Source organism: Rossellomorea sp. H136 (assembly GCF_056838065.1).
The window spans coordinates 4813525-4833218 of record NZ_CM166371.1; the positions used below are offsets into that span (position 1 = coordinate 4813525).

Consider the following 19694-nt stretch of genomic DNA (forward strand, 5'->3'; position numbering starts at 1 on the left):
TGGCACAAGTTATTTCGGAAATGCCGCAAATTTAGCCGAATGTACCGCAACAAACCCACATCGCGCCCCCAAATCACGCTAAATATCTATAAAAACGAAAAACCACGGGTTTGTGCGAACCCGTGGTTTTTCATGTCCTAGTTTATGTGCAAACTGTGATTTAAGTGTACTTTTTTTCAAGCATAAGGGCAAGATGTGAACGACATATTCAAAAAAATGTCATGGTTTGTTCACAAAAGAAGTTTTTTCTAGGATTTTAAACTTTTAACGCTTCCTTTAATTCATCTTTTGAGCGTTCCCACATACCCTCATCATGATTCTTCAGGAAGTCCGTGAGAATCCCTTTCGACTTGTCGTCCAGTTGATCAAGGACGATTTTACGTTTAATCGATTTATCCATATTATTCACATGCTCCGGCATGGACTTGTATCCTCTGCGCTTCTCACGGTTCACGACCATTTCACATGCCGTCACACCTGCATAGTACGGTCCATTTTCCATACGGTCGATGGTCACCCAGATCAACCAGTAAGGTTTACCACCTGCTGAATCCTCACGATTATTCGTGAATTTAATCCCTTTTTCGATCGGGCTCCTCGCATGCATAGCTCCGATTTCAATCGTCGCTTCCCCTTCTTCGACATCAATCATCACTGGGGAAACATTATCAAGACTTAATGAGCCTACACCATAGCCTCCGTGGCCGTCAGTAGGATCACTTTTGATGATATTGAACCCGATGTTCTTTTTCTTTTCCATGTATCTTCACTCCTTGTCGTTGACATTCTTAGCTAAAGACTGAAAAAACAGTTGTAAATATCGCACTGAAAGCCTGGTTTGTTGCTGTCATCCCACCTTGTAACAACGGCCAGATCGTATACTCATCAAGCGGTGTAATCACGATGATCAGAAATAATACGACTCCATACTGCTCATACTGAGTCAGTTTTGCCCTGACATGATTCGGAGACAGGTCCTCTATGATCCGGTACCCATCCAGCGGAGGGAACGGCAGCAGATTAAATACAAATAACAACACATTCAGATACACAATCATCTGCAGGAGATCGATGACAAAGGGAGGAACCCCGACTCCACCAGTCACTCCTACAAAAAAATAAAAAAATCCAAATGCAATGAATGCAAGTAAGAAATTACTCAGCGGTCCTGCCACTGAAACTAATACCCCTGCCAAACGGGGATTTTTAAATCGGGATCTCATGACCGGCACAGGACGCGCCCAGCCAAACCCCGCAATTAAAATCAAAATGGTTCCCAGGGGATCCAGATGTTGAATCGGATTTAACGTGAGCCTTCCCTGATCCTTCGCTGTCGTGTCGCCAAATTTGTACGCCACAAATGCATGGGCAAACTCATGAACCGTAAAGGCCATGACCAGGGCAATCACCACAAACGGAAGCTCTTCCAACCGAAAGACGGAAATGGACTCAAAAAGAGAGCTAAATGTATCCAAAGTATGTACTCCTTTAAAAAAATGATTTACTTTCTTATTCCATAGTATACAGAAAAATTCCTGCCTTCATGACCACTCTTAAGAACAATTCCAATTTCCCACCATAAGAGACTTGCTCTCACATCCCCTACCCTTTACATTTAAAAGGTGGGCTAAAACGATCATGCCTACCACAGATTGTACCAAATCCAAATGCAAGGAGCGAACCATAATGCCTTATATCACCGTAAAAATGCTCGAAGGCCGTTCAGAAGAACAGAAACGCGCCCTCGTCGAAAAAGTAACCGAAGCCGTAAGTGAAACAACCGGGGCACCTGAAGAAAAAATCGTTGTCTTCATTGAAGAAATGACGAAAGGTCACTATGCAGTCGGCGGTAAGAGACTCAGTGATCAATAAGAATTAAGGACAATAAGCCTGCCATCAGACCGATCGCAGGCTCCAATCGTATCCTATACGAAGGAACACTCATATGAAATTCTTCAAACCCATGTCCCCTAATGAAAAGACCAACTGGAACAAAAGTGCCGTACTGGGATTCTATACATTTATGGGTTTACTCTGCGTTAATTATATATCTTCATTGATATCAGGCAGTGGTACCTCTTTTCCTCAGCTCTCATCTTCTTTACCGGACTGATCATCACATTCGACTATTACTGAAATGTAAAAAAGGGGTAAATTCTCACCTCGATGAATACGATATACCAAACCCATATGGAAAGGATGAAGTGAAATGGACATAAATACCGGTGATTTACTCTACCAATTGTTCATGATGGCTTTCCTGGCAGCCATTGTGGTGTTCGCTTTCATGGTGGCAAAAGGGGTTCGAAATCGAAAGGTCCAGCAGCGGAAATATGATAAACAAATTGAAGAAAAGCTTGATCAGATTATAGAAAAAATGGATCAAACACCTAAATAGAATGAGGAAAATCGTTACGCTCATGAGTGACGATTTTTTTTGTTCATTTAAAAGGGGATCACCCATTTCAAGTGATCCCCGCCATTCATATGAAACGCCCTTTATTGGACGATTTTTTTCATTTTTAATCCTTCGATGTATGCGAAGGCTTCGTCGATTTCTTCTGTTGTATATTTCTGCTTGCTCTTAAGTGTAAATACTTTCTCCACGACTTCTTCTTTAGGAAGGCTATCAAAATATAAAACTGTTGAAACAAGTTCAAGAAAGCGTGCTGATTGAACGTTCATATCCGTCAGGCAATCTTGTAAGCATGGCATCTCTTTCTCATAAATCTGCAGGAAGTCTTCCCCTTCTTTGGTGACAGTGTACCGATATTGGTAATATCCACCCTTTTTTTCCTTCACCTCGGAGATGAATCCCATATTGCAGAGCTCTTCAACCCTTAGTGTAAGCTCTTCCGAGTATGGTCCATAAAAATGGAACTGAAATTTTTCCTGAAACGGGAATTCAAGCTTCTTCGCGATGAATATCATCTTCTGAAGCTTTTTTCTTCCCACCACTTCACCTGAGGCTAAGAAGGCACTCATTAGTTTTGCATGATCTTTCAACAATGTACGTCATCTCCTACTCCTAGTATTGCGTTTGTAGATCCCCATTGTGTCGTGTCGTCTATGTTAGTTCTAGAATCGTACGTATTTGTCTTTTTATATTTTTCTTCGTTGATTCGTCAGTTAGTAAATCCACAGGATAATATAGTTTATGATCGGTTCGGCGTTTTCCGGAAATAGAATCGACGATGTCCGACTGCCTCGATAACTCGCGCAGCTCATCATTTCTCATTAACAGATGAATCGGAAGTCGTTCCTCTTCCTCGCCTGGTCTGTAGAAATCGTATGGAAGGTCTGAAGATGAGTCCACCACTAAATAATAGTCAGGGTCGATCCCCGCTTTTTTAAACAGAACTTCAAGCTCACTGTGCTTCTTATATTCCTTCGCTGGATCAAATTCTACGTACTTAAATAAATTACGGTTCATGAACCGCTCACATAAATCCCGTAAAATAGGATCCTCTTCTTCCTGCCAGATTTGAAAATAATACATAATGACCGCTTCATCCAGCTTTAAATAGTCCTCAAGTGAAACCTCTCCTTCAAACAGGGAGTAAAAATGGATCGGGCTTTGCTTAAAGGAATAATACTCTTCATGAAGCTCCTTCGCCCTATGTAGAATCTTCGTTAAAATCACTTCTGCACTCCGGGTGACCGGATGAAAATAAACCTGCCAGTACATCTGATAACGGCTCATAATATAATCTTCCACTGCATGCATTCCGCTCTGTTTGATTACTACTTGGTCCTCACGGGGTCTCATCACACGAAGAATGCGCTCCATATCGAAGTGACCGTAGCTGACTCCTGTAAAATAAGCATCACGCTGCAAATAATCCATTCGGTCCGCATCAATCTGGCTTGAAATCAGACTGACAACCAGCTTGTTCTTATACGTCTTCGCTATCACTTCCGCTACATGCTTCGGAAAATCAGGTCCTACTTTCGCTAGAACTTCATTCACCTCTGTATCCCCTAAGATGATGGATTGAGTGAAGTGCTCGTGATCCAGGTGAAACACTTTTTCAAAAGAATGGGAAAACGGTCCATGCCCCAGATCGTGTAATAACGCAGCGCAAAGCGACAATAATCGCTCATCCTGATTCCACTCCGGTCTGCCTGCGAAGACATCGTCCACGATTCGGCGGATGATCTCATACACGCCAAGAGAATGATTGAACCGGCTATGCTCGGCACCATGAAAGGTCAGGTAAGTGGTTCCCAGCTGCCTGATCCTGCGAAGGCGTTGAAACTCTTTCGTTCCAATCAAATCCCAAATCACGCGATCCCTTACATGAACATACCGATGAACAGGGTCTTTAAATACTTTTTCTTCATGTAATTTCTGCTTGGCATACTCCATCTTCTACCCTCTTCCTAAACTAGCATATTTCTATTATAGCGACTTTTATCCTGGCATTCATCTCGAATTTTGTCGAAAAAAATAGGTAATTGGCTTCTGAATGATCCGCGGCAAGCGTTCCATTTCCTTCAAAAAAGTTTCAGCTTTTGGGCACTCTTGACAATGATCTACGCTTTCCCTACTTATTCTCTACCCTCTAACTAGTTTCCTTTTCCAAGAAGAACCAAACCGATAATTTTTTGTTCAGCAGAAAAGAAAAAACTCCCTCACTGGAAGTTTTCCTTTATTTCTTTATTTTCTTGATTACTTTTTCCATGAGTTCTTCTTCCGTCAACGCCGCTACAGGACGATTATTCACAAAAGCGAATGTCTTCTTGCGTCCTGGACCACAATAGGATTGACACGCAATATCGATCGGTGCATCCGGGTCGATTTCTTTTAATTTGGGAATCAAGGTCTTCAGGTTAACGGCCTGACAATCATCGCAAACACGAAATTCGTTTGCCATTTGTCAACAACCCTTTCTATCTATTTAAATGATTTTTATTCGTCGTAAACATCGATTTATAGAATACAGTTTTCTGCAATGTTTTGCAAGAGAACATCGTTTCCAGCTTGTGGGAACCCCCACTTATACAACGAAACTAGCAGACAAAAAATAAATTTAACATATTCGTATAAAAACCTATAAAACTGTCCATCCTTAAACTAACGAACCATTTAAGAAAACTATGGGAGTTGAGATGAAATGATGATGAAAACAAGACAGGATGCCTGGACGGAAGAGAATGATCTATTATTAGCAGAAACGGTCCTACGTCATGTACGGGAAGGCAGCACACAATTAAATGCCTTTGAAGAAGTCGGGGACAAACTGAACCGCACATCTGCCGCATGTGGATTCCGCTGGAACGCAGTGGTGCGTCACCAATATGAAAAAGCTCTTCAACTAGCAAAAAAACAACGCAAACAGCGCCACCGCATCCTCGGTAAAGATCAGGGCGGCAAGAAAAAGCTTTTATATCAGCCACCAGCACCTTCATTCGAAGATTTAGATGCTATGTCTCTATCAATGTCCGAAGCCGAAGAAGAAATGGAATTTGCTGAGTATGAGAACTATGTGCCAGAAACGGAACAGTTGGGGAAAGAATCCGAAGAAGCACCGAAGTTCGAAATGGAAGCAAGCGAGGAACAAGTCTACGTCACACAGCAGGCGCCTGCCGCTAACCATGTGGTAAAACCTTCAGGACTAAAAGGTGAAGTGACCCTCGAAAAAGTCATTGCCTTCCTGCAAAACCTTGCTCAAACTAACATGAATTCCGACTATGTAAAAATTGAGAATCAGAGATTGAAGCAGGAAATCGCTGAAATCAGAAAAGAAAACAGTGAGCTTGAAAAGAAAGTCAAAGCTCTTGAAAACAATTCCGTCACCATGCAGGAAGACTACGAAACACTTATGCAAATCATGAACCGTGCCAGAAAGCTTGTCCTATTCGATGAAGACGATGCCAAAGCGCCACGTTTCAAAATGGATCGTAACGGAAACTTAGAAAAAGTAGCTGAATAATGTTCGTTCCCAACCAGTGCGCCTGTGGGTGTGCTGGTTTTTCGGTTGGGTTGCCCATTCTTACACAACCAAAAAAGCCAGACCCCAAACCAATCGAAGTCCAGCCTATCCTTCTACCCCAAAAACTTCTCATTCCGATCAACGACTCTCTGATAATACATTTCATACATTCCATACTCTTCCCCTTGAAGGGCACTGCTATAAAACTCACCGCTGAATCCTTTCAACGACTGCAGGAACCTGAGCATCACGTCTTGAATCGATAACTCGACTCCAAGCAGCTCCGATAAAGAAGCCATCACTTCAGGATCAATAACAGGAAATGTGAACTTCGTCGTTCCATCCTTCAACCCGATCTCATAAAAACGCTGAATCAGCTTCGCTCGTCCAGCACCACTTCCATTGACGCAGAGGTACACCTGTACGGCTACTCCATTTCGAATTCTGCGCTGGGAAATACCCGCAAATTTCTGATCATGTATGCTCAAATCATAACTTCCAGGACAGTAGGACTGCGTGATTTCCTTCGCCTCGATCTTCACATCAAAGTCCTTGAACATATCCTCAACAAGCAACCACATGGCATCGTAGCCACGGTTAATATCGATCCCTTTTTCAGAATCGGGGAAAACCAATGATAGATTCAATACTCCTTCATCCAATACAACAGCAAGGCCTCCGGAGTTTCTTACAATATATTGATAGCCTTCTTCTTCCAACACCTTCAAGGCATCAGAAAGAAACGGCAGCTTTGTATCCTGAATGCCCAGTACGACTGTTTGATGGTGAACCCATGAGCGTGCCGTCGGGTCAGACTGAGCTGCTCCAACTGCCGTGCACAACGTATCATCCATGGCAAATGACTGTAGGGCCCCGAACATCGGTCCCAAGCTCGATTGATCAATCACTCTCCATCTGTCTTGACGAAGCAGTGCATATGCTTTTTCCTTATCCATAACGCTTCTCCTTCACTCACAACATGCGAGCTCATTATATCATATATTGGCGGGGTTGCTAAAAAAGGGGTTGGACAAGCCAAGAGGCCCGCTTTTCGTGTGAAGTTGATTGTCTGTTAAAGAATGTGGTTATTTTGATATCCCGATTTATTTGCCTGTTAAAAACTGCGGCTATTTTGACAGGTGAATATCTCGATTTATTTTCCTGTCAAAAAACAAGTGATATTTAACAGGCAAACGTAATTCTCTCCTGGTGCCAGGCACCAATTGAGCACACATAAACGAAAAAAAGCCAAACCCCCAAAAGGATCCGGCTTTCTTCACAGCATCTATAAAATTACAGCGCCTGAGCAGCCGTAATCAACGCCAGCTTATACACATCTTCTTCGTTACAACCACGTGAAAGATCGTTTACAGGTGCGTTCAGTCCTTGAAGGATCGGGCCAACTGCTTCGAAGTTTCCTAGGCGTTGGGCGATTTTGTATCCGATGTTTCCTGCTTCCAGGCTTGGGAATACGAATACGTTCGCATTACCTTGGATGTCGGCACCCGGTGCTTTTTTCTCTGCAATAGATGGAACGAATGCTGCGTCGAATTGGAATTCACCGTCGACAGTCAGTTCCGGTGCTTTTTCTTTTGCGACCGAAACGGCTTCAACCACTTTTTCCGTTTCCGGTGATTTAGCCGAACCTTTTGTAGAGAAGCTTAGCATTGCCACGCGTGGGTCGATGTCAAACATTTCAGCTGTTTTCGCACTTTCGATTGCGATTTCAGCAAGATCCTGGCTGTCAGGTGAAATGTTGATTGCACAATCAGCGAATACATACTTCTCTTCTTCACGAACCATGATGAAGACACCGGAAGTTTTGCGGACGCCTTCTTTTGTTTTGATGATTTGAAGAGCCGGACGAACCGTATCAGCTGTCGAGTGAGCTGCTCCACTTACAAGACCGTGAGCTTTGCCCGTGTATACGAGCATTGTTCCGAAATAGTTTCCGTCTAATAGGATTCTTTTCGCATCTTCTTCTGAAGCTTTTCCTTTACGACGCTCTACAAATGCCTTCACAAGCTCGTCCATTCCAGAAAATGATACCGGGTCTACAACGTCACAACCGTCAAGCTTCACACCCAGCTGGTCGGCTTTTGCATTGACTTCATCCACGTTTCCGACTACGATCGGCGTCAAGATGCCGTCGCCAGCTAAACGGGAGGCTGCTGTTAGAATACGCTCGTCTGTACCTTCAGGGAAAACGATTTTTAACTCTTTGCCTTTTACTTTATCTGTTAGTGTTGTAAATAAGTTGCTCAATAGAGGGACCTCCTTGATTTATACATATCCAATCTTAGAATACTCTTCTCATATAGGAATTCAAGGAAAAGGAGAAATGATATCGGTTTCACAGAAAAAGTCTTTGTTTTCTAATAATTTCTATTTCCTATTACCCTTTCTTCTACAACCCTAAGCCTATGTAATAATCTACGAAGATAGTGTGTTCCAGATATCCGTTACCTATCCACCATTTGTGCCATTTTAACGACATTGGGTTTTGTATTCTTACTCTAAGGCCAAACTATGATATAGTAAAGTTGGAAAAAGTACTTTAAGGAGTGATTACGATGGCAGAACCGGCACAAACGTTAGATGGTTGGTATTCCCTGCATGATTTTCGCGCGATGGATTGGACGTCCTGGAAGATGCTTCCGAGTGAAGAAAGATCCTCGGCGATTTCTGAATTCCACCGTTTCTTAGATAAGTTAAACAGCACGCAGGATGCGAAAGAAGGAAGTCACGCTCTTTACACGATCGTTGGTCAAAAAGCAGACTTCATGCTGATGATCCTTCGTCCTACTATGGAAGAATTAAATGAGCTGGAAAATGAATTCAACAAGCTGAAAATTGCTGAATTTACGATTCCGACATACTCTTATGTTTCTGTAGTGGAACTTGGCAATTACATGCCATCTGAGGGCGATCCTTATGATAATCCATATGTACAGGAGCGCATCTACCCGATCCTTCCGAAAGCGAATCATATCTGCTTCTATCCAATGGACAAGCGTCGCCAGGGAAATGATAACTGGTACATGCTGCCGATGGAAGAGCGTCGCGACATGATGAGAAGTCATGGAATGATCGGCCGCCAATACGCAGGAAAAGTTAAACAGATCATCACAGGTTCTGTTGGTTTTGATGATTACGAGTGGGGTGTGACCCTATTTGCTGACGACGTCCTTCAATTCAAAAAGCTTGTATACGAAATGCGTTTTGATGAAGTAAGTGCACGCTACGGCGAATTCGGTACCTTCTATGTAGGTAATCTATTAAAAGAAGATGCAATTGCGAAATTCCTTCACGTGAACTAAATACAAACATAAACGACAAGCCCTCGCGGCTTGTCGTTTTTTCATGAAAAAAGTTCGTCTTCCTCATTCAAAAAACAAACGAATATATTATTCTCCCCCTACATAGACATGAAATAGTGAGACAGATAGTATCTTCAAAAGTGAGGTGGCTGTTATTCCTTATAACGAGAAGGAAGTGAAACTTCTGGAAGTCCCACTGTTTCTATCAGCCTGCTCATAGAGATTGTCCGAAAGTATTCTAACTTTATTAAAAGGAGGTATTCGGTTTGGCGAATCAACAATCAAACCCGTATATGCAAGGGTATAATCCATATGGTCAATATTATGGAGGAGGGCAAGTTCAGGGTCAACAATATTATCCCCAACAGCAAGGTGGTGGAGGTTTCCAAGTACCTCCACCGACGAGTGCTCCAGCCCCTACACAAAATATTCAGGGGATGCTACCTATTGAAGAATCGTATATCGAGAATATTCTTCGTTTGAACAAAGGAAAAGTAGCGACTGTTTACACTACGTTTGAAAACAATACAGAATGGAATGCAAAAATCTTCAAAGGAATCATAGAAGCCGCGGGCCGGGATCATCTTATCCTGAGTGATCCACAAACAGGGACCAGGTACCTCATCCCAATGATTTATTTAGACTACATTACATTTGATGAAGAAATTGAATATGAATATCCGTATGGAGCTGGAGGCTCTATGCAAAGTTATTCCCAGCGATAAAAAAATACCCTGACAGGAGAATATTTTCCTGTCAGGGTTTCTTATTTTTTATAACGTTTTTACTGCAAAGACAATCAGAAGCACCCATGCTGCCAAGAAACTGACGCCTCCTAGAGGTGTGATTGCTCCAAGGACCTTAATTCCGGATAGGCTTAATACATAAAGGCTTCCTGAGAATAATACCGTTCCGATCAGCATCAGCCAGCCGGACCAGGACAGTAATGAGGTTGGTGTAACATTCCCCATCAGAACCCCGACAATGATGATTCCAATCGCGTGAAACATCTGATAGAGAACTCCGGTATTCCAAATATCAATATACTTCTGTGAGATTTTCCCTTCCAACGCGTGGGCACCGAATGCTCCTAAAGCGACCGATAAAAAGGCGTTAATTGCTCCAATAATAATAAATGTTTTCATGATGGCCCTCCTGTTCCTTCTTTCACTTAGTGACTAAAAGTCGAATAACGAATTTCCATTCGCTCCGTCATCCGTCTCCAGAGGCTCTTCTTTCTGGATGGTGACAGGCTTCTGACTCGGTTGTGACGCTTGTAAATATGGCATCGTTTGTTGGGTTTGAAACGAAGATGCTGCAGTAGCTGCCCCGTGGTTTTCCTCCAACAAAACTTCACATAGAGCCTTTATCGAATACACATGCTCTCGGATTTGCTGTGACTTTTCCGCTGTTTTTGCTTTTCCGAGTTCATGTTCTATTTTCTTTATTAATGATTGATGTGGGATATTCACAATTGATGACTCCTTCCACAAGTCTTCCCGTACATGATTTATCTTTTTACATACAGTATGTACTTCCTCTGATGAACCTACATCCCTATCCTAATTCTAAATGAAGGATTTCGCAAATATCTTCTTGTCATCATTTCACTTAGGCTTGAATTTCATACAGGGACTTCCTGAGGATTGGAAAACCACCAGTGAAGGCATGGCCATCGTTTTGAATCCGTAGCCTTTACAACCCCTGGGGTGAGCCTGCTCCCAGGTTGTATAGAAATATTGACATTGAAAGCAGTTGATACGCTTTTCATTTTTCATTTGGCATCCCCCTTATACAAAATAAACCCCTCCATATATGAGGGGCCATCCATTGTTTCACGTGAAACATCCGGTTATTCGATACACCAGTCAATCTCTTTTATCCCATGGTCCCTTAAAAATCCGTTTGTTTTTGAAAATGGTTTACTTCCAAAGAAACCCCGGTGTGCAGATAATGGACTTGGATGAGGAGCCGTCACAATATAGTGATTGGAAGAATCGATGAGCGCCTGTTTCGCCTGAGCGGGTTTCCCCCATAAAATAAATACCATCGGCTTCTCTCGTTCATTCAGGATCGAGATGACATGATCTGTGAATTGTTCCCACCCTTTTCCCCGGTGGGAGTGCGCCTTCCCTTCTTGTACGGTTAAGACGGTATTTAACAGCAGGACACCTTGCTCTGCCCATTTTACCAGGGAGCCATGAGGAGGGATCTGACATCCGATATCATCATGAAGCTCTTTATACATATTTCGTAACGACGGCGGAATCTTGACTCCTTTTTTGACAGAAAAACTTAAGCCTTCTGCCTGATTCGGTCCATGATACGGATCTTGTCCAAGCAATACAACCTTCACATCTTCGTAAGCTGTATAATGAAAAGCATTGAAGATGTCATGCATAGAAGGATAAGTTGTGTTCGTTTCATATTCCCCTTTAAGCCATTCTCTCAAGCTCTGATAGTACTCCCTCTGGAGTTCACCTTCCAGAATGTCTGCCCAATCGTTTTGAAAAATCTTTGTCACTGTTAGACATCCTTTCTAGTCCCTAAATTGAATCGCAACGTCATAGCCCAATTGTTCAAAGAAACCCTTCAACGATTTCTCAGCATTTTTCTCCGCGGCTTGAAGCAATCCCTGCTCAACCGCTTCCTGACTGATTTGGTCCTTTGCCACTTCCGCAAGGGCAAACCCTTCATTCCAGTCCACATCATTTCTGAATATCCCTTCTACCGAGAAGGTCTTAATGTTCTCAGTATCAATGGAAGGGTCCTGAAGAATCTCTGCACGCGGCAGGGCTAATTGAATTTCTTTCTTCACTTCATCAACTACTATATCGCCTTCATCGATTCCCTGTAAATCAACCCCTGCCAGGACGGTTCCGGGTACTACCATCAGAAGCTTCCGTTTTGTCCCGGGTATATCCGTATTGATGTCTTTCCCGAATAATTGATTATCCTCCTGCTCGATCACGGCCTTTACAAACCCTTGAGCCGTCGCCAGGGAACTCATCTCTTGAATTCGTTCGACAAACGCCCCCTTCTCTTCTGTAAAGGTAGATCCGGATAACCACGAATAGACCCCTATGGATACTCCCCCTATTATTAGGATGAAAAGAAGGATAATCAACAACACTCTATTTTTCCAAAAGGACAGAACGGATGTTGTTAATTTCCAAGCCGGGAAACGTCTACTACTTCTATTTTCAAACGCCAAAGAGGCACCGGTTTCTCTTTCACTTGCTTTCAAATCTGCTATAATCGCCTCAATTTCTTGTATTTTCTTGTATTGATTTGTCAAATGCTTCACCTTCCTCTCTTCTATTATAGGAAATAATGTAGAATCTTGGAAACAATTATTCTCTCGAAAGTATTTCTATATTATGGAAAGTTTGATTTTTGTACAACCGGGAAAAGAAGGGACAAGACATTAAATTAAAACTGGAGGTAATGATTATGTATAAAATTCAAACAGCTGAAAATGTGGTAGAAGCGAAAAGAGAAATTGAAATGTTTACAAGTGAAGGCTACTCAAAAGATGAAATCTATGTGTTCGCCCATGACAAACATCGATCTGAACATATTACTGAAGCAACCCATACGGAATCCACCGGTATAAAAGAACAAGGAATCATTGAGTCCATGAGTAACCTATTCAACAGCCGCGGAGATGAATTACGTTTGAAAATGAAGTCCGTGGGGATGAACCAGGCAGAAGCAGATGTCTATGAAGAAGAACTCGATAAAGGAAAGCTTGTCATCGTCGCTTCCAAAGAAGCAACAACTAATGATGCGAAACCATTCTAATTTTTACGATCCATCCCATCCAAAAAGACGTCGAGGATATCATTCCCGGCGTCTTTTTTTGTAACTAGCCATAGTCAAAAGAATTTGTATTTACCCGTCCATTATTATATTCTTTAGTCAGACTTTTACAATTATAACAAGTTACTTTCTTAGGAGGAATGCAACTATGACATTGAAAAAAACCCTTACGATCGCTGGATCCGATACAAGCGGTGGAGCCGGTATCCAAGCTGATCTTAAAACATTCCAGGAGCATGGCGTGTATGGCATGACGGCTCTTACAACGGTTGTTACGATGGATCCGAACAACCATTGGCACCACCAGGTACATCCATTATCCATTGATACATTGGAAGCACAACTGGAAACGGTTCTTTCTGTCGGAATCGATGCCATGAAAACAGGCATGCTCGGTACAGTCGAGATCATTGAGCTTGCAGCGAAGAAAATCGATGCATTCGGTTTGGATAAAGTCGTCATCGACCCTGTAATGGTATGTAAGGGCGAAGATGAAGTGTTAAACCCTGAAACAACGGATGCCATGAGAGAGCATTTGCTCAAGCGCGCTACCGTAGTGACTCCTAACCTGTTCGAAGCAGGTCAGCTTGCCGGGTCAGGTCCCATCAAGACCATTGATGAAATGAAGGAAGCCGCAAAGAAAATCCACGACCTTGGAGCGAAACATGTTGTCATCAAGGGCGGAAAGCAATTACAACATGACAAAGCTCTTGATTTATTCTATGACGGAAACGAATTCACTCTACTTGAAGAAGAGAAAGTAGCAACGACGTATAACCACGGTGCCGGCTGTACTTTCGCAGCAGCCATCACATCAAACCTTGCAAATGGACAAAACGTGAAAGAAGCTGTACAAAACGCGAAAACCTTTGTTACAGCAGCCATCAAACATGGCTTCAAACTGAACGAATACGTTGGACCTGTCATGCATGGTGCCTATAATCGTTTAGAAAAATAATTACCGGCTGGTGCCAGGCACGAAAGAATGATCTCGTGCCTGGCACTTTTTTTGAGGGACGGACCTTTCAAAAAGTACATCCTCCCCCAATCATACTTTTCGCATTCATTCATGAATTTTAGTAAGATAGTACATAATGGTTAAGAGTCTTTTCTGTATTTAAGGAGGAAAAAGAATGGAACCGATTAAGATTGCTGATGTGCAAGGGATCATTACCCAGCTTGCCCGTCAGGACGTTTATATACATTTAGAAACTACCAACGGAGCCTATGCATCTCACTTTAATGAGGGCTTCTTTTCAGCCGGAGCCTATATCCGCAACGCGAAGGTCAACTATGAGCACGGGAAGATCATCGGGGACGGACCTTACCGCGTCGGTTTGAAAATTGAAGTCGGCTGGATTTATGCTGAAGGACTGACTCATTATGAATTCGATGAAGAGGGCCGCCTGTTACTTGCAGGACATGGCGCCGACGGGAAACTGGCCGTTGCCCTTGAAATCAGCCCGACACCTTTCAACTAAACCACTAGAATCAATATAAAAGGAGAGGTCAAAATGGAAAAAGAAAGACAAGTACTCGTCATCTTTCCCCACCCCGATGATGAAGCATTTGGTGTATCAGGAACCATTTCCACTCACGTGAATAATAGAACACCCGTCACCTACGCATGCCTCACATTAGGGGAAATGGGAAGAAACTTAGGGAACCCACCCTTTGCAACAAGAGAGTCGCTTCCACTGATTCGTAAAAAAGAATTACAAAAAGCGGCCGATGTGATGGGAATACAGGATTTACGCATGATGGGATACCGGGATAAAACCCTTGAATTTGAAAATGATGAAAAGCTTTCAAACATGGTGACTGAGTTAATGGAAGAATTAAATCCTTCACTCATCATCACCTTCTATCCGGACTACTCCGTTCACCCCGATCACGAAGCAACTGCAAGAGCTGTGGTCCGTGCCGTTCGACGTTTGCCGAAAGCATCAAGACCGAAGCTCCACTGCCTTGCCTTCTCCAAGAATTGTGAGGAAGCGTTAGGACAGCCGGATATCCTTGTTGATATCACACCAGTTAAAGATCAAAAAATTGATGCCATGAAGGCGCATATCTCCCAAACAGCATGGATGCTCAAGGATTTAGAAAAAGGCATTCAGCAAAATGACCCTGAAGCATTAAAATGGGTGACTGTTGAGCGATTCTGGAGCTACCAATGGGAAAATGACACAGTAGAATAATGGTTTTAAAAGAGTTTGGGCTTTGCTCGAGCTCTTTTTTAATTGTGCACTTCTAAGGAATCATTTTGTGAATAGAATAAGTATAACTGGTTAGTGAGTGATTACTCACTTTACAATTCACCCGGCATACTTTATATTATTAGTGAGTAATCACTTACTAATCTCCGAAAGGTGTGATTCAATTGAAATCCATCATCCAATTGAACGGGCTGTCCAAATCATTCGGCTCTCAAGAAGTGTTGAAAAGCGTTTCTCTCAACATTCAAAAAGGTGATATCTATGGATTATTAGGACCCTCTGGCTCGGGTAAGACGACTTTAATCAAGCTTATGATCGGTCTCGAAACCCCCTCGACAGGGAGTGTAACTTTCAAAGGGAGCAAGCTGAAAGCAAATGAGCTGTATCCATCCATCGGATATATGGCACAATCCGATGCCCTTTATGATGAGCTGACCGCAAAAGAAAACCTATCCTTTATGGCTTCCCTCTACGGATTAAAGAAAGCTGAAAGGAAAGAACAAATTGAAAAAGTGATGACGACCGTAGATCTGCTTGATAACCTCTATAAGCCTGTCCATCAGTACTCAGGAGGAATGAAAAGAAGGCTTTCCCTTGCCATTGCTCTTCTGCATGAGCCTGAAGTCTTATTTTTAGATGAACCGACTGTCGGGATTGATCCCGTTTTAAGAAAGGAAATATGGGATAGCTTTCACCGTCTTAAGGAAGAAGGCAGAACCCTTGTCATTACAACCCATGTGATGGATGAAGCAGAAAGATGTGACCGGCTTGGCCTCCTATCGCATGGAGAAATCATTTCAAGCGATACACCGGATGCCATTAAAGAAACGTATGGAGTTACTTCGATTGAAGATGTATTTTTGAAAAATGGGGGTGTTTCCATTGCGGATTAGAGGTTTTGTCATTCGGATTCTTCAACAGCTGCTAAGGGATAAACGAACATTGGCTTTGATGTTTTTAGCTCCATTATTGATACTCAGCATGCTGTCTCTCGTATTTAACTCGGATGATTACGACGCAAAAGTGGCGATTGTCGATCTGCCACAGCAACTGGAAGCGAAATTCGATACGAAGGATTTTCAATCTTATGCGAGTCCCGATAAGGCCTTGAAAGACATTAAAAATGGTGAACTGGATGGCTATATTTCATTCGAGGAGGACCCTACTTCCCCTTCGATTGTCATTGAAGGAAGTGACCCCACAGTCAACGGTGCTGTGATGAAAAAAATTCAAACTTTGTTTCCCTCCAACTCTCCAAAACTATCAGATCAGATTGAGTTTGTGTACGGAAGCGGGGACATGGAGATGTTTGACTCCTTTGGACCAGTACTTCTGGGCTTTTTCGTTTTCTTCTTTGTCTTTTTGATCAGCGGGGTATCTTTCCTGAGAGAGAGAACGACGGGCACACTTGAGAGGTTGCTTGCTTCCCCGATCAAGATTTGGGAAATGGTTGTCAGCTATGTCCTTGGTTTCGGTATCGTCACCCTCCTGCAAGCATCCTTGATTTCCTGGTATGCCATCTATGTATTGGATATGATGATGGAAGGAAGCTTTTTCAATGTATTGATCATCATTGTATCATTATCATTCACGGCCCTGACACTTGGAATATTGCTATCGGCTTTTGCCAAGAATGAATTACAGATGATGCAGTTCATTCCGATTGTGGTCGTGCCTCAGATATTCTTTTCAGGATTATTTAATTTAGATACGATCTCTGAATGGCTGAGCTGGATCGGTCCCATCACCCCTCTATATTATGCTGCGGATGCTTTAAGAGATGTGATGATACGGGGGTTTGCTTTTGAGGGTTTGCTCTTTAACTTATCGGTATTGATTGGGTTTTCTATACTCTTTATCGTTCTCAATGTTGCAGCCCTCAGAAAATACCGTAAAATATAGGTAAGTAATGAACGACAAGTTAGGGGTTTAAAGCATGACTGAAGAAAAGAATATATTTAAACAGCTATTTGATCAGGAAGAAACACTGACTGAAAAGCAACAGAAAATCGTGGAGGCAGCCATTGAAATGTTTGCAGAAAAAGGCTACGCTTCCACCTCTACCAGTCAAATCGCAAAAAAAGCCGGCGTCGCAGAAGGAACTATCTTCCGGCATTACAAAACGAAGAAAGACCTGCTTCTTTCGATTGTATCCCCTACGATGGCCAAGCTGATCGCCCCATTTGTAATCCGGGATCTCAATAAAGTGCTCGATGCGAAATATGATCGGTATGAAGATTTCCTGAAAGCGATGATTTTGAATCGGCAGGAATTCTTGAAGGAAAACATGACTGCTTTCAAAATATTAATACAAGAAATCCCTTTCCATCCTGAGCTGAAGGAACAATTCAAAGAGCATATCGCTGAAAAAGTGGTCGAGAAATTCGTGAGGCTCGTCGATCATTATAAAGAAAAGGGACAGATCATCGACCTCCCTTCCTACACAGTCGTGCGATTTTCAGCCACCAGTATCTTCGGATTGCTGCTTGTCCGGTACCTCTTCCTTCCTGAAGCCGATTGGGATGACGAGAAGGAGATCGACATGACGGTGCAGATGATTGTGAATGGGATTGGTAAGGGATAAACGTGTAGAAAGGACTCCAAATGAGAGATTTGGGGTTCTTTTTTTAGGCTGTAAAGGACCATTGGGACTGAAAATGGATCCTGGACGCAGATATTGATTCGTCTTGTTCATGCAATGAGGGGTTTATTTTCAATTTCATCCTACTTATTTTCAAATTTCCATTTTTATTTTCAATTCTCCACCATTTATTTTCAAAACCACGAATTTATTTTCAAAACCGACATTCCACTCCGCAGTCACCTGTTTTCCTCCTCCCCGAAACGGGTAAATCCTACTATACAACACAAGGAGGTAAAAAAATGAGTTTCCTTTTCCATGAAAACACATTGAAAGACCAGCATATCCTCATTACTGGTGCCACAGGCGGCATCGGATTTGAAACGGCGAAAGTGGCCGTTCAGGCAGGCGCAAAGGTGACGATTACAGGAAGAAATGAAGAAAAGCTGAAACAACTGAAAAACGAATGCCGGGACTCAGACAAGGTCTTCCTATATATAGCGGATCTTACCAACACTGAAGATCGCGAAAAGCTTCTATCGGCAGCAAGAAACCAGCTCGGCCCCATCACAGGTCTCGTGAACTCAGCCGGGATAGGCGGCGGTGATATGGTCGAGAGTCTATCCAAAGAAGACCTGAGAAATATAATGGAGTTAAACTACTTCTCACTGGTTCAGCTCTCACAGGCCGTCTATAACCAAATGAAGGATAAGAAAAGTGGTTCCATCGTCAATATCTCTTCCCTGTCAGGTTTAAGAGGGACACATGGAAATAGCGCGTACAGTGCTTCTAAGTTTGCCGTAACCGGATTTACACAAGCCTTTGCCCATGAAGCGATTGAAAACAACATACGAGTGAATGCCATTTGCCCGGGTTATGTAGATACCGATATGGGAAGAATCGCCATAAAATCAAAAGGCGAACGTGAAGGCAGAAGTTATGAGGAGCAATTGGAGATCGCGAAAGAAAGTATTCCTTCTGGACGGCTTACCTCACCGACTGAGGTGGCAAATACGATTGTATATCTACTAAGTGATGCCGCTCGGAACATTGTTGGTGAATCAGTGAAAATATCAGGCGGCAGCGTCATGCGCTAATGAGTGGCCGCACATGAACAAGCAAGGATTTTTTCATCCTTGCTTGTTTCTTTCAATTATCTGTATCACCTTCGGAAGAATTCCCCTCTTGGATTTTCTTTTTAATCTCCTCAATGTATTTCTTCTTCTCTTTTTCATTAATCAGTTGATTGCTATTTTTATCTTTAAGATATTTTTGAAGAGCTTTTTCTATCTCTTCGGGGGAAGCATCTTCAGATATCACGCCGGTCTTTTTTAACATCTCTATGATCTTTTCATCGTTGGCAAGAACATCTACCTTATCTGCCGTCTGATTGGAATCAGGTGAAGGCAAATCGGAATTCACTTCAGACGAATCCAGATCTTCCTGAACCGGTTGATCATCTGTTCCTCCACATCCACTAAGTAAAATGAGAACGAGAAAAAATGAGAGTATCCGTTTTCCATTCATGTCACCACATCCCTTTCAAAGAGTTTTCATCCTTGTATTTCATATTAAATAAAACACCATTGATTTCCTTTATTGAAATGACTTCGCTAAATATTTGAGGTTTTTATGTTTTTATTTATCGCGGCGTATAGGACAATCTTATGTCCGGGAAGCCTTTAAATAAGGAGGCGATGTATTCATGAATACGTTTGAGGTATTATCTCTGATGCTCAGCTTTGGGATGTTTGTGATCGCTATTCTGAAATATAAAGACAATGATGAGAATAAGAATTCATAAACACGCTCTTTAGCG

Annotated in this window: 27 protein-coding genes; 14 read left to right on the top strand and 13 right to left on the bottom strand. The window is 42.5% G+C overall.

Translation table 11 applies throughout. The features are described 5' to 3' along the window. Positions 1–256: 256 nt before the first annotated feature. Together ACYH0O_RS24075 and ACYH0O_RS24080 are read right to left on the bottom strand one after the other, a co-directional pair. Positions 257–760: a YwhD family protein gene (locus ACYH0O_RS24075; RefSeq protein WP_149154842.1), complete on the bottom strand. Its 504-nt coding sequence runs from the start codon at positions 758–760 to the stop codon at positions 257–259. A 28-nt stretch (positions 761–788) separates the two neighbouring features. Next, the gene (locus tag ACYH0O_RS24080) at positions 789–1394 is read right to left on the bottom strand and encodes a site-2 protease family protein (protein ID WP_482632656.1); all 606 of its coding nucleotides are present in this window, start codon (positions 1392–1394) and stop codon (positions 789–791) included. Between the two features lie 292 nt (positions 1395–1686). Between ACYH0O_RS24080 and ACYH0O_RS24085 the strand changes: the two genes are divergently transcribed. Next, the gene (locus tag ACYH0O_RS24085) at positions 1687–1872 is read left to right on the top strand and encodes a 2-hydroxymuconate tautomerase (RefSeq protein WP_034765056.1); all 186 of its coding nucleotides are present in this window, start codon (positions 1687–1689) and stop codon (positions 1870–1872) included. Positions 1873–2209: 337 nt separating this feature from the next. Continuing rightward, positions 2210–2398 carry a DUF4083 family protein gene (locus tag ACYH0O_RS24090; protein WP_482630629.1) on the top strand — a complete coding sequence of 63 codons (189 nt, stop codon included), beginning with the start codon at positions 2210–2212 and terminating at the stop codon, positions 2396–2398. A gap of 101 nt (positions 2399–2499) precedes the next feature. Here ACYH0O_RS24090 and ACYH0O_RS24095 read toward each other — a convergent pair whose 3' ends face one another. From ACYH0O_RS24095 to ACYH0O_RS24105, 3 genes are all read right to left on the bottom strand, one after another. After that, positions 2500–3009 carry a YwgA family protein gene (locus tag ACYH0O_RS24095; RefSeq protein WP_482630630.1) on the bottom strand — a complete coding sequence of 170 codons (510 nt, stop codon included), beginning with the start codon at positions 3007–3009 and terminating at the stop codon, positions 2500–2502. Positions 3010–3067: 58 nt separating this feature from the next. Then, complete coding sequence (locus ACYH0O_RS24100) at positions 3068–4369, bottom strand: HD domain-containing protein (protein ID WP_482630631.1); 1302 nt, start codon at positions 4367–4369, stop codon at positions 3068–3070. A 283-nt stretch (positions 4370–4652) separates the two neighbouring features. After that, the gene (locus ACYH0O_RS24105; protein ID WP_034765044.1) at positions 4653–4877 is read right to left on the bottom strand and encodes a YuzB family protein; all 225 of its coding nucleotides are present in this window, start codon (positions 4875–4877) and stop codon (positions 4653–4655) included. A gap of 246 nt (positions 4878–5123) precedes the next feature. Between ACYH0O_RS24105 and ACYH0O_RS24110 the strand changes: the two genes are divergently transcribed. After that, positions 5124–5936, top strand: coding sequence for an RsfA family transcriptional regulator (locus tag ACYH0O_RS24110; RefSeq protein WP_482632657.1), 813 nt, complete (start codon positions 5124–5126; stop codon positions 5934–5936). A 113-nt stretch (positions 5937–6049) separates the two neighbouring features. Here ACYH0O_RS24110 and lipL read toward each other — a convergent pair whose 3' ends face one another. Next, complete coding sequence (gene lipL, locus ACYH0O_RS24115; RefSeq protein ID WP_149154846.1) at positions 6050–6892, bottom strand: octanoyl-[GcvH]:protein N-octanoyltransferase; 843 nt, start codon at positions 6890–6892, stop codon at positions 6050–6052. Between the two features lie 337 nt (positions 6893–7229). Continuing rightward, positions 7230–8201, bottom strand: a complete 972-nt coding sequence (gene pta / locus ACYH0O_RS24120) for a phosphate acetyltransferase (RefSeq protein ID WP_482630632.1) — start codon at positions 8199–8201, stop codon at positions 7230–7232. A gap of 308 nt (positions 8202–8509) precedes the next feature. Between pta and hemQ the strand changes: the two genes are divergently transcribed. Then, positions 8510–9256, top strand: a complete 747-nt coding sequence (gene hemQ / locus ACYH0O_RS24125) for a hydrogen peroxide-dependent heme synthase (protein WP_482630633.1) — start codon at positions 8510–8512, stop codon at positions 9254–9256. A 293-nt stretch (positions 9257–9549) separates the two neighbouring features. Beyond that, positions 9550–9981, top strand: a complete 432-nt coding sequence (gene gerQ / locus ACYH0O_RS24130) for a spore coat protein GerQ (protein WP_149154986.1) — start codon at positions 9550–9552, stop codon at positions 9979–9981. Between the two features lie 48 nt (positions 9982–10029). On the opposite strand, the gene ACYH0O_RS24135 is transcribed toward gerQ, so the two are convergent. The 5 genes from ACYH0O_RS24135 to ACYH0O_RS24155 all read right to left on the bottom strand — a co-directional run bounded on the left by ACYH0O_RS24135 (position 10030) and on the right by ACYH0O_RS24155 (position 12563). Then, positions 10030–10401: a DUF423 domain-containing protein gene (locus ACYH0O_RS24135; protein WP_482630634.1), complete on the bottom strand. Its 372-nt coding sequence runs from the start codon at positions 10399–10401 to the stop codon at positions 10030–10032. 33 nt (positions 10402–10434) lie between these two features. Beyond that, positions 10435–10728: a YwdI family protein gene (locus tag ACYH0O_RS24140; protein WP_482630635.1), complete on the bottom strand. Its 294-nt coding sequence runs from the start codon at positions 10726–10728 to the stop codon at positions 10435–10437. A 135-nt stretch (positions 10729–10863) separates the two neighbouring features. Next, complete coding sequence (locus ACYH0O_RS24145; protein WP_482630636.1) at positions 10864–11034, bottom strand: uracil-DNA glycosylase; 171 nt, start codon at positions 11032–11034, stop codon at positions 10864–10866. A 74-nt stretch (positions 11035–11108) separates the two neighbouring features. Then, complete coding sequence (locus ACYH0O_RS24150; protein ID WP_482630637.1) at positions 11109–11780, bottom strand: uracil-DNA glycosylase; 672 nt, start codon at positions 11778–11780, stop codon at positions 11109–11111. Between the two features lie 15 nt (positions 11781–11795). Further along, a complete protein-coding gene (locus ACYH0O_RS24155; RefSeq protein ID WP_482630638.1) occupies positions 11796–12563 on the bottom strand; it encodes a DUF4230 domain-containing protein in 768 nt (255 codons plus the stop codon). Positions 12564–12709: 146 nt separating this feature from the next. On the opposite strand from ACYH0O_RS24155, the gene ACYH0O_RS24160 reads away from it, so the two are divergent. The 8 genes from ACYH0O_RS24160 to ACYH0O_RS24195 all read left to right on the top strand — a co-directional run bounded on the left by ACYH0O_RS24160 (position 12710) and on the right by ACYH0O_RS24195 (position 18972). Continuing rightward, complete coding sequence (locus ACYH0O_RS24160) at positions 12710–13060, top strand: YflT domain-containing protein (protein WP_482630639.1); 351 nt, start codon at positions 12710–12712, stop codon at positions 13058–13060. Positions 13061–13226: 166 nt separating this feature from the next. Further along, entirely contained in the window at positions 13227–14036 is an 810-nt protein-coding gene (pdxK, locus tag ACYH0O_RS24165) for a pyridoxine/pyridoxal/pyridoxamine kinase (RefSeq protein ID WP_482630640.1), read from the top strand. 175 nt (positions 14037–14211) lie between these two features. Next, positions 14212–14559, top strand: a complete 348-nt coding sequence (locus ACYH0O_RS24170) for a YojF family protein (protein WP_482630641.1) — start codon at positions 14212–14214, stop codon at positions 14557–14559. Positions 14560–14592: 33 nt separating this feature from the next. After that, positions 14593–15276: a bacillithiol biosynthesis deacetylase BshB2 gene (gene bshB2 / locus ACYH0O_RS24175; RefSeq protein ID WP_482630642.1), complete on the top strand. Its 684-nt coding sequence runs from the start codon at positions 14593–14595 to the stop codon at positions 15274–15276. Positions 15277–15449: 173 nt separating this feature from the next. After that, positions 15450–16187 (top strand): ABC transporter ATP-binding protein, encoded by a 738-nt coding sequence (locus ACYH0O_RS24180; protein WP_482630643.1) that lies wholly within the window; start codon positions 15450–15452, stop codon positions 16185–16187. Beyond that, positions 16177–17196 carry an ABC transporter permease gene (locus ACYH0O_RS24185; protein ID WP_482630644.1) on the top strand — a complete coding sequence of 340 codons (1020 nt, stop codon included), beginning with the start codon at positions 16177–16179 and terminating at the stop codon, positions 17194–17196. Before ACYH0O_RS24180 ends, ACYH0O_RS24185 begins: the two co-directional genes overlap by 11 nt. Positions 17197–17230: 34 nt before the next feature. After that, entirely contained in the window at positions 17231–17878 is a 648-nt protein-coding gene (locus ACYH0O_RS24190) for a TetR/AcrR family transcriptional regulator (RefSeq protein ID WP_482630645.1), read from the top strand. Positions 17879–18177: 299 nt separating this feature from the next. Then, on the top strand, positions 18178–18972 hold the full coding sequence (locus ACYH0O_RS24195; protein WP_482630646.1) for an SDR family NAD(P)-dependent oxidoreductase: 795 nt from the start codon (positions 18178–18180) through the stop codon (positions 18970–18972). Positions 18973–19024: 52 nt separating this feature from the next. Here the strand turns inward: ACYH0O_RS24195 and ACYH0O_RS24200 are convergent, their stop codons facing one another. Next, complete coding sequence (locus ACYH0O_RS24200) at positions 19025–19402, bottom strand: hypothetical protein (protein ID WP_482630647.1); 378 nt, start codon at positions 19400–19402, stop codon at positions 19025–19027. A 178-nt stretch (positions 19403–19580) separates the two neighbouring features. Here ACYH0O_RS24200 and ACYH0O_RS24205 point away from each other — a divergent pair, with 178 nt between their 5' ends. Further along, a complete protein-coding gene (locus ACYH0O_RS24205) occupies positions 19581–19679 on the top strand; it encodes a putative holin-like toxin (RefSeq protein ID WP_220154059.1) in 99 nt (32 codons plus the stop codon). Positions 19680–19694 lie beyond the last annotated feature (15 nt).

Bases quoted from the DNA above. Each gene is read 5' to 3' on its own strand.
- ACYH0O_RS24075 (WP_149154842.1), bottom strand. From the start codon at position 760: ATGGAAAAGAAAAAGAACATCGGGTTCAATATCATCAAAAGTGATCCT.
- ACYH0O_RS24080 (WP_482632656.1), bottom strand. From the start codon at position 1,394: ATGGCCTTTACGGTTCATGAGTTTGCCCATGCATTTGTGGCGTACAAA.
- ACYH0O_RS24085 (WP_034765056.1), top strand. From the start codon at position 1,687: ATGCCTTATATCACCGTAAAAATGCTCGAAGGCCGTTCAGAAGAACAG.
- ACYH0O_RS24090 (WP_482630629.1), top strand. From the start codon at position 2,210: ATGGACATAAATACCGGTGATTTACTCTACCAATTGTTCATGATGGCT.
- ACYH0O_RS24100 (WP_482630631.1), bottom strand. From the start codon at position 4,369: ATGGAGTATGCCAAGCAGAAATTACATGAAGAAAAAGTATTTAAAGAC.
- ACYH0O_RS24105 (WP_034765044.1), bottom strand. From the start codon at position 4,877: ATGGCAAACGAATTTCGTGTTTGCGATGATTGTCAGGCCGTTAACCTG.
- ACYH0O_RS24110 (WP_482632657.1), top strand. From the start codon at position 5,124: ATGAAAACAAGACAGGATGCCTGGACGGAAGAGAATGATCTATTATTA.
- lipL (WP_149154846.1), bottom strand. From the start codon at position 6,892: ATGGATAAGGAAAAAGCATATGCACTGCTTCGTCAAGACAGATGGAGA.
- hemQ (WP_482630633.1), top strand. From the start codon at position 8,510: ATGGCAGAACCGGCACAAACGTTAGATGGTTGGTATTCCCTGCATGAT.
- gerQ (WP_149154986.1), top strand. From the start codon at position 9,550: ATGCAAGGGTATAATCCATATGGTCAATATTATGGAGGAGGGCAAGTT.
- ACYH0O_RS24135 (WP_482630634.1), bottom strand. From the start codon at position 10,401: ATGAAAACATTTATTATTATTGGAGCAATTAACGCCTTTTTATCGGTC.
- ACYH0O_RS24145 (WP_482630636.1), bottom strand. From the start codon at position 11,034: ATGAAAAATGAAAAGCGTATCAACTGCTTTCAATGTCAATATTTCTAT.
- ACYH0O_RS24160 (WP_482630639.1), top strand. From the start codon at position 12,710: ATGTATAAAATTCAAACAGCTGAAAATGTGGTAGAAGCGAAAAGAGAA.
- pdxK (WP_482630640.1), top strand. From the start codon at position 13,227: ATGACATTGAAAAAAACCCTTACGATCGCTGGATCCGATACAAGCGGT.
- ACYH0O_RS24170 (WP_482630641.1), top strand. From the start codon at position 14,212: ATGGAACCGATTAAGATTGCTGATGTGCAAGGGATCATTACCCAGCTT.
- bshB2 (WP_482630642.1), top strand. From the start codon at position 14,593: ATGGAAAAAGAAAGACAAGTACTCGTCATCTTTCCCCACCCCGATGAT.
- ACYH0O_RS24190 (WP_482630645.1), top strand. From the start codon at position 17,231: ATGACTGAAGAAAAGAATATATTTAAACAGCTATTTGATCAGGAAGAA.
- ACYH0O_RS24195 (WP_482630646.1), top strand. From the start codon at position 18,178: ATGAGTTTCCTTTTCCATGAAAACACATTGAAAGACCAGCATATCCTC.
- ACYH0O_RS24200 (WP_482630647.1), bottom strand. From the start codon at position 19,402: ATGAATGGAAAACGGATACTCTCATTTTTTCTCGTTCTCATTTTACTT.
- ACYH0O_RS24205 (WP_220154059.1), top strand. From the start codon at position 19,581: ATGAATACGTTTGAGGTATTATCTCTGATGCTCAGCTTTGGGATGTTT.